The 7,486-nt window shown below is 67.2% G+C and carries 7 protein-coding genes and 1 pseudogene; 4 read left to right on the top strand and 4 right to left on the bottom strand.

Going from position 1 to position 7,486, the window contains the following annotated elements:
• From AC1VAN_RS06265 to AC1VAN_RS06280, 4 genes and pseudogenes are all read right to left on the bottom strand, one after another.
• Positions 1–326, bottom strand: a pseudogene (locus AC1VAN_RS06265) (TonB-dependent receptor); the annotation flags it as partial.
• A 176-nt stretch (positions 327–502) separates the two neighbouring features.
• Positions 503–1,243, bottom strand: coding sequence for an acetoacetyl-CoA reductase (gene phbB, locus AC1VAN_RS06270; RefSeq protein WP_442252359.1), 741 nt, complete (start codon positions 1,241–1,243; stop codon positions 503–505).
• Between the two features lie 25 nt (positions 1,244–1,268).
• Complete coding sequence (locus AC1VAN_RS06275) at positions 1,269–2,597, bottom strand: CitMHS family transporter (protein ID WP_025874116.1); 1,329 nt, start codon at positions 2,595–2,597, stop codon at positions 1,269–1,271.
• A gap of 75 nt (positions 2,598–2,672) precedes the next feature.
• Positions 2,673–3,809: an OprO/OprP family phosphate-selective porin gene (locus AC1VAN_RS06280; protein ID WP_480985473.1), complete on the bottom strand. Its 1,137-nt coding sequence runs from the start codon at positions 3,807–3,809 to the stop codon at positions 2,673–2,675.
• A 327-nt stretch (positions 3,810–4,136) separates the two neighbouring features.
• Between AC1VAN_RS06280 and AC1VAN_RS06285 the strand changes: the two genes are divergently transcribed.
• The 4 genes from AC1VAN_RS06285 to AC1VAN_RS06300 form a co-directional block, all read left to right on the top strand.
• Entirely contained in the window at positions 4,137–4,826 is a 690-nt protein-coding gene (locus tag AC1VAN_RS06285; protein ID WP_025874118.1) for a response regulator transcription factor, read from the top strand.
• Positions 4,819–6,210 carry a sensor histidine kinase gene (locus AC1VAN_RS06290; protein WP_032975453.1) on the top strand — a complete coding sequence of 464 codons (1,392 nt, stop codon included), beginning with the start codon at positions 4,819–4,821 and terminating at the stop codon, positions 6,208–6,210. Before AC1VAN_RS06285 ends, AC1VAN_RS06290 begins: the two co-directional genes overlap by 8 nt.
• Positions 6,207–7,262 carry an ABC transporter substrate-binding protein gene (locus AC1VAN_RS06295; protein WP_480985472.1) on the top strand — a complete coding sequence of 352 codons (1,056 nt, stop codon included), beginning with the start codon at positions 6,207–6,209 and terminating at the stop codon, positions 7,260–7,262. Before AC1VAN_RS06290 ends, AC1VAN_RS06295 begins: the two co-directional genes overlap by 4 nt.
• A gap of 72 nt (positions 7,263–7,334) precedes the next feature.
• Positions 7,335–7,486 (top strand): response regulator (locus tag AC1VAN_RS06300; protein WP_480985474.1); only part of this gene is annotated, 152 nt, incomplete at its 3' end.

The raw sequence follows: 7,486 nt of genomic DNA on the forward strand, positions 1-7,486 counted from the left end.
GTGTAACCCAGGCGGCTCTTGTCGAAGCCACGCAGGCTGATGGTCTGCGATTCCTCATTGGCACCGAATGCATCGTTGGACTGCACCGACACGCCGGGCAGGCGGTCGAGGATCTTCTGGCCGCTGGTACCCGGCGGCAGCACCTGCTTGTCGACGGTGGTGATGCGCTGCACCTGGCGGGTCTCGCCCTGGCCGATGACCGAGACGGTATCCAGCGTCTGCGCGCTCAGCGCGGTATCGGCGGTGGCGTCGGTGGCTTCAGCGGCATGGGCGCTGGCGGCGGAAAGCGCGATCGCCACGGCGATCGTCAGGTATCGGGTCTGCATGATGGTCCGTTGCATGGGGGATGGTCACCGGCCCGGGGGCGTGGTGCACGGCCACTATGCGAACGGAACATGAAACCTTGTTTACGGAAAACCAACGAACGGCGTCGTGGGGGAAGCCGCGCAGGGCGTGAATCTGCCGGGGGAGGGAAGCAGACCCACGCCCTGCGCGGAGAGGGCTAGCCCATGTACAGGCCACCGTTGACCGGATAGTCGGCACCGGTCACGTAGGAGGCTTCATCCGAAGCCAGCCAGGCACACAGGCCGGCCACTTCTTCCGGGCGACCCAGGCGCCGCACCGGTACCGACGCGGCCAGTCGATCCAGCACGTCCGGTGGGAAGCTGCTGATCGCCTGGCTGGCGATGTAGCCCGGCGACAGCGTGTTGACGGTGACCCCGCGCGAGGCGACTTCAGCGGCCAGCGCACGGCTGAAACCGTGCATCGCGGCTTTTGCCGTGGCGTAGTTCACCTGGCCGATCTGGCCCTTGTGGGCGCTGACCGAACCGATGTTGATGATGCGGCCCCAGCCACGCGTGGCCATGCCATCGACCACCTGCTTGGTCAGGTTGAACAGCGAATTGAGATTGGAGGCGATCACCGCATTCCAGTCCTCCACCGTCATCTGCCGGAACAGCAGGTCGCGGCTGCCGCCGGAGTTGTTGACCAGCACGTCCACCTCGCCGACCTCGGCACGCACTTTGGCGAAGGCCGCGGTGGTCGACGCCCAATCGGTGGCGTTGCCTTCGGAGGCGATGAAATCAAAGCCCTGTTCGCGCTGCTCGCGCAGCCAGTTGGCCTTGCGCGGCGAGTTGGGCGCGCAGCCGGCGACCACGGTATGGCCGGAATGGGCCAGGCTCTGGCAGATGGCAGTGCCGACACTGCCCATCCCGCTGGTGACGTAGGCGATGCGAAGAGTCATTGCAGAACGCTCCTTGGTAAGGAAATCAGGCCGTGAAGGGATAGAGCCCGAACAACAGGCCGCCGATCATCAGCAGCAGCGAAATGGCGATCGCCCACTTCAGGGTGAATTTCTGGTGGTCGGCGAATTCAACCTTGGCCAGCCCCACCAGCAGATAGGTGGAAGGCACCAGCGGGCTGAGCAGGTGCACCGGCTGCCCGGCCAGCGASGCGCGGGCCATYTCCACCGGGGTGATGCCGTAGTTGCCGGCSGCCTCGGACAGGATCGGCAGCACGCCGAAGTAGAASGCGTCGTTGGACATGAAGAAGGTGAACGGCATCGAGGCCACGGCGGTGATCACCGCCAGGTACGGGCCCCAGCTGTCTGGGATGATCGCCAGGAAGCTGTGCGACATCGCCTCGACCATGCCGGTGTTGTTGAGGATGCCGGTGAAGATGCCTGCGGCGAAGATCAGCGCCACCACCGACAGCACGCTGCCGGCATGGCTGACCACGCGGCGGCGCTGTTCGGCCAGGTTCGGGTAGTTGATCACCAGCGCGATGGCGAAGCCGATCATGAACAACACCGGCATCGGCAGCACACCGATGATGAGCGCGCTCATCAGCGCCAGGGTCAGCACCAGGTTCACCCACAGCAGCTTGGGGCGCTTGGTGTCTTCGGCGTCTTCCACGGTCGGCAGCGTGTTGCCGTCATCGGACACGCTGTTGTCCATCCAGCTGCCGCCCTTGGGCAGGGTCACCACGCCCAGGCGACGACGCTCCTTCAGGCCCAGGTACCAGGCCAGCAGCAGCACGCCAGCGCAGGCGATCACCATCGAGGGAATCAGTGGCACGAACACATCGGCAGGATCCACGTGCAGTGCGGTGGCCGCGCGCGCGGTCGGGCCGCCCCACGGGGTCAGGTTCATCACGCCACCAGCGAGAATGGTCACGCAGGTCATGTTCAGCGCGTTCATGCCCAGCCGCTGGTACAGCGGCAGCATCGCCGAGACGGTGATCATGTAGGTGGTCGAGCCATCGCCGTCGAGCGAGATCAGCATCGCCAGCACGGCGGTGCCAAGCACGATCTTCATCGGGTCGCCCTTGACGAAGCGCAGGATGATCCGCACCAGCGGATCGAACAGGCCTGCATCGATCATCACGCCGAAGTAGAGAATGGCGAACATCAACATCACGCCCGTCGGCGCGATCTTCTTGATGCCTTCCAGCATCATCTCGTCGATGCCGGCGGCGAAGCCACCGATCAGGGCGAAGATGATGGGAATGGTGATCAGGGCAACGAGCGGCGACAGTCGTTTGCTCATGATCAAGTACATGAACGTAATGACCATGCCAAAGCCGAGGATGCTCAGCATCATCTGCGGACTCCTAGAGGAAACAGGACGTGGGACGTGGAAGGGGCCCGAGCGTGCGTGCCCGGGGAAAACGCGTTAGAAGTCGAACTGCAGGCGCCCGGTGACCGCGCGCGTGCGATCCACCGTGGCGCCGGYGAGGCGGTCGCGGTTGCGGCTTTCGATCACGTTGAGCATGAAGCGCAGGTTGTCGCGCAGGTACCAGTTGCCGCCCAGCGTCCAGCCTTCGGTACTGCCACGGCGCAGGTCCGGCGCACCATCGAGGTGCTGCGCGCCCCACATCTGGTCGTAGCGCAGGGCCACTTCGAAGGCACCGGCCTTGTGGCGGATGTTCTTGACCCGGGCGAAGCGGCCGGTCTTGCGGTCGTAGGCGCGGCTTTCGCCGGTAACGAACCAGCTGAGCATGCCGTAGGCGGCCATCACGTCACCGCGCTGGGCGCCATCATCGAAGGTGGCGCCGCTGAACTCGCCCTGCCATGACAGCGGGCCGCGCACCTGCGCATATTCCAGCGACCACTTGTTGACGTCGGTATCGCGGCCAGCGGAGAAGTCGACCAGGGTCAGGCGGCTTTCGTCGGACAGATGGCCGGCCGGACGCGGACGGATCTTCAGGCCCGGGGTGCCGTTGCCGCCCGGGTTGTCATAGGCCTCGCGGGCCAGCGACAGGCCCAGGTGCAGCACGTCGCCCTCGCTGGGTGACGGCGCCCAGGTAACGCGTCCACCCGCAGCGCGGCCCTTGACCTGCCAGGCATCGATGCTCTCCAGGCTGTACACGCTGGCCGCCCAGGTGAAATCGCCCGGGTTGGCCTGCCACGAGGCGCCCAGCCGGTACAGCGGCGCCAGCGTGGTGCCGGCGTTGCCGCGCTCCAAGAAGCTGCCGTAGTTGGAACCGGTGCGGTCGTCCAGCGAGAAATACTGCTTGAACTGGCCCACGGTGAGGCGACCGGCATCGCCGAAGCTGCGGCTCAGGTAGACGTCCTTGGCCTCGACACGGTCGCCGGAGAAATCGGCTTCCAGCTTGTAGTCGACCACGAAGAACTTGCCGGACACGTCAACCCAGGCGCGGCGGATCTCGGTGTCGTCCTTGTTCGGCGTACCCCGGTTGTCGTTGTCGAAGGTGGCGAAGTCCAGGTGCAGGCGGCCGCCCACCGTGGCGGTCACTGGACGCTCGTCTTCGGCGAAGGCCGGCGCGGCCAGCGCAGCCAGGGCCATCATGGCGGCAGGACGCCGCCAGGCAATGCTCAATTCCACAAACCCTCCCAGGTGCGCGCCAGGCGCGCGGCAATCGTGGGCACCGGACGGTGCGCGGCCGCAGTCTGTGTCGCGCAAGCTGTCATCGTCCTGTCAGCGGTTTGTGCGGTGCAGCGTAAATGGTCTCCGCTGCGCTCCCCGGGCATGGCCCGGCGCTACCCGGCGACGATGCACCCAGGGGCGCCGATCCATGACCGGAGGAACAGGTCAGCATCGGTAGCGCCCGGCCATGCCCGGCGAGCGCAGCGGCGCCATGCGGTAGCATTCGTTTCCCCTCCCACTGTTGTGCCCATGCGCCTGCTGCTGGTCGAAGACAACCCGGACCTGGCCGATGCGATCATCCGTCGCATGCGCCGCAGTGGTCACGCGGTGGACTGGCAGGCCGACGGCCTGGCCGCCGCCAGCGTGCTGCGTTACCAGAGTTTCGATCTGGTGGTGCTGGATATCGGCCTGCCAAAACTGGATGGGCTGCGGGTGCTGGCCGGCATGCGCGAGCGTGGTGACAGCACACCGGTGCTGATGCTGACCGCACGCGATGGCATCGAAGATCGCGTGCAGGCACTCGATGTCGGTGCTGATGACTACCTCGGCAAGCCATTCGACTTCCGTGAATTCGAAGCGCGCTGCCGCGTGCTGCTGCGACGTGCACGCGGGCAAGCCAGCGAAGTGGTGCAGATCGGCGGCTTCCAGTTCGACAACGCTGCGCACCGGGTGACCCTGGATGGCGAGCCGATCGAGCTGCCCAACCGCGAGTATCGGTTGCTGGAGATCCTGGTCGGGCGCTTGGGCCAGGTGGTGGGCAAGGATGAGATCGGCAATGGCCTGTTCGGCTTCGATGACGAAGCCGGGCCGAATGCCATCGAGCTGTACATCGGTCGCCTGCGCAGAAAGCTGGCGGGCGCGCCGCTGCGCATCACCACGGTGCGTGGTGTCGGCTATCTGCTTGAAGCCAGCGACGGCCCGGCCGATGCCGATGGCTGACGCGCGCAGCGCAAGTGCCGCCCCCGGGTCGCTGCGGCGCACCCTGCTGCTGTACCTGGGCGCGTTGCTGGCGGTGTTCGCGGTGGCGTTGCTGTTCGCTGCACGCGACTACGGCCAGCGCGCCGCCAACCGCTCCTACGACCATCTGCTGGTGTCGTCGGCCCTGTCGATCGCCGATTCGGTGGCATTGGTCGATGGCCAGTGGCAGGTGGACCTTCCGTATGCCGCGCTGGACCTTCTGGCGATGGCGCCGGAAGACCGCGTGTTCTACCGGATCGCCGACAGCCGCGGCAACCTGATCACCGGCTACGGTGACCTGCCTGCGTCGCCGCGGCGGCCGGGCACGCAACCGCAGTTGTTCGATGCGCCCTACAGCGGCGAGATCGTGCGTTTCGTGGTGGTCGGCCGCAGCTTTGCCGCGGCCTCCGCGCAGGGCGAGGTGCAGGTGCAGGTGGGGCAGACCCGGCGTGCACGCGAAGCGGTGGCGCAGGAACTGGTCACCCGCGCGCTGTTGGCCATCGGCGTGCTGTCGGGATTGCTGCTGGCACTGGTGGCGTTCGGCGTGCACCGCGCGTTCCGGCCGCTGGTGCGGGTCGAGCGCGAACTGTCACGCCGTGAGCCGTCCGACCTGAAACCGCTCGATGCGCGCGTGCCACGCGAGATGGACCAGATGGTGGCCGCGCTGAACCGCTTCATGGAGCGCCTGTCCAGCAGCAATGAAACCCTGCGCGCGTTCATGGCCGAGGCCGCGCACCAGATGCGCACGCCGTTGGCCGCGCTGCGTGCGCAGGCACAGCTGGCGCTGGACGACGACGATCCGGAAGACATGCGGCGCAGCCTGCAGGCGATCGAGCGCAACGCCACCCACATGAGCCGGCTGCTCAACCAGCTGCTCAGCGATGCCAGCGTGATCCATCGGTCACATCTGCAGCGCTTCGCCACCGTGGACCTGGCCGAGACCGTGCACCAGGCCCTGCATGAAGCGCTGCCGCAGGCAGGGCCCGCCCCGCGCGTGCAGCTGGCGATGACGGCCGAGCCGGTGCAGGTGCATGGCGACGCGCTGCTGCTGCGCGAAGCCATCAAGAATCTGGTCGACAACGCGCTGAAGTACGGCGGTGATGGCCCCTTGCAGATCGCGCTGACCGCTGAAGGCGGACAGGCCGTGCTCACCATCGCCGACCACGGCACCGGCATCGCCGCCGCCGATGCCGAACGCGTGTTCGAGCGTTTCGCGCGCGGCGAGGGCGCACCCTCCGGCGGTGCAGGCCTTGGCCTGGCCATCGTCAAGCGGGTGGTCGACAGCCATGGCGGGCAGATCGATCTCAGCAATCGACCGCAGGGTGGCCTGGTCGCCACCATCCGCCTGCCCCGGAGCAGCACATGATCCGCCTGTTCGTCGTTGTTGTTGCCCTGTTGCTGGCGATGCCAGCACTCGCCGCGCCGGGCGATGTACGCCGCTTCCCCGCCCAAGGCGCCGCCACCGCGCAGCTGCGCATCCACGGCACTACCGATATCGAGGTCTTCGCCGAGGTCATCGCCGATTACCAGCGGCTGCATCCGGGCAGCGAGGTGGTGTACGAAGACATCATCACCCAGGACCTGTACGCGCGTTACCTGCGCGACCGCAGCGGGCCTGCGTCGCCGGACCTGCTGATTTCCAGCGGCATGGACCTGCAGACCAAGCTGGTCAACGACGGCCACGCGTTGCCACACCGCTCGCTGCAGACCCAGGCGCTGCCAGCGTGGGCGCAATGGCGTGGCGAGGCATTCGGCATCAGCTACGAACCGGTGGTGATGGTCTACAACACCCGCGGGCTGCCGGCCGCGAAGGCGCCGCACACGCGTCGACAGCTCCTGGACCTGCTGCGCGCGGAAGGGGCGCCGTTGCGCGGCAAGGTCGGTACCTACGATATCGAACGCAGCAGCGTGGGCTACCTGCTGGCGACCCAGGACGCCCAGCGCGGCAGCATCGCCGGGGCCCTGCTTGGTGCGCTGGGGGACAACGCGGTGGTGCGCGAGGAGCGCACCGGCGTGCTGCTGGACCACGTGGCCAGCGGCCAGTTGTCGCTGGTCTACAACGTGCTGGGCTCGTATGCGCAGGCGCGTATCGATGCGGGCGCACCGCTGGCCATCGTCGAGCCGGAAGACTACACGCTGGTGGTACTGCGTACGGCGGTGATTCCGCGTACCGGCGCGCACCCGCAGGAAGCGCGGCGCTTCCTCGACTACCTGCTGTCGCCACGTGGCCAGCAGGTGCTCGCGCGGGAAGCGCGGCTGATGCCGATCGTGCGCAGCGATGCAGGCGGCGGGGATGCCCCTGGCCGCAGCCGTCGCCCGATCCAGCTCGGCCCCGGCCTGCTGGTCTWCCTGGATGCGCTCAAGCGCCGCCAGTTCCTGGATGCATGGCGCAGCAGCGTGGAGCCGGCGGGGCGGTAGCGCCCGTACTGGTGCTCCGGTAGCGCCGGGCCATGCCCGGCGGAGGCAGTTCGCTGCCCGTACAATGGCCGCATGAGCGAATACACCATCCTGATCGCCGATGACCATCCGCTGCTGCGTTCGGCRGTGGTGCAGTCGTTGCGGCAGAGTCTGCCGCTGGCGCAGGTACGCGAGGTCGCCAGCGCCGAAGCACTGGCCACTTCGCTGGACGCACAGCCCGATGT

Source organism: Stenotrophomonas sp. 05L44_2, assembly GCF_056665995.1.

Excerpts from the sequence above, each read along its gene's own strand:
- phbB (WP_442252359.1), bottom strand. The coding sequence starts at position 1,243 with ATGACTCTTCGCATCGCCTACGTCACCAGCGGGATGGGCAGTGTCGGC.
- AC1VAN_RS06285 (WP_025874118.1), top strand. The coding sequence starts at position 4,137 with ATGCGCCTGCTGCTGGTCGAAGACAACCCGGACCTGGCCGATGCGATC.
- AC1VAN_RS06290 (WP_032975453.1), top strand. The coding sequence starts at position 4,819 with ATGGCTGACGCGCGCAGCGCAAGTGCCGCCCCCGGGTCGCTGCGGCGC.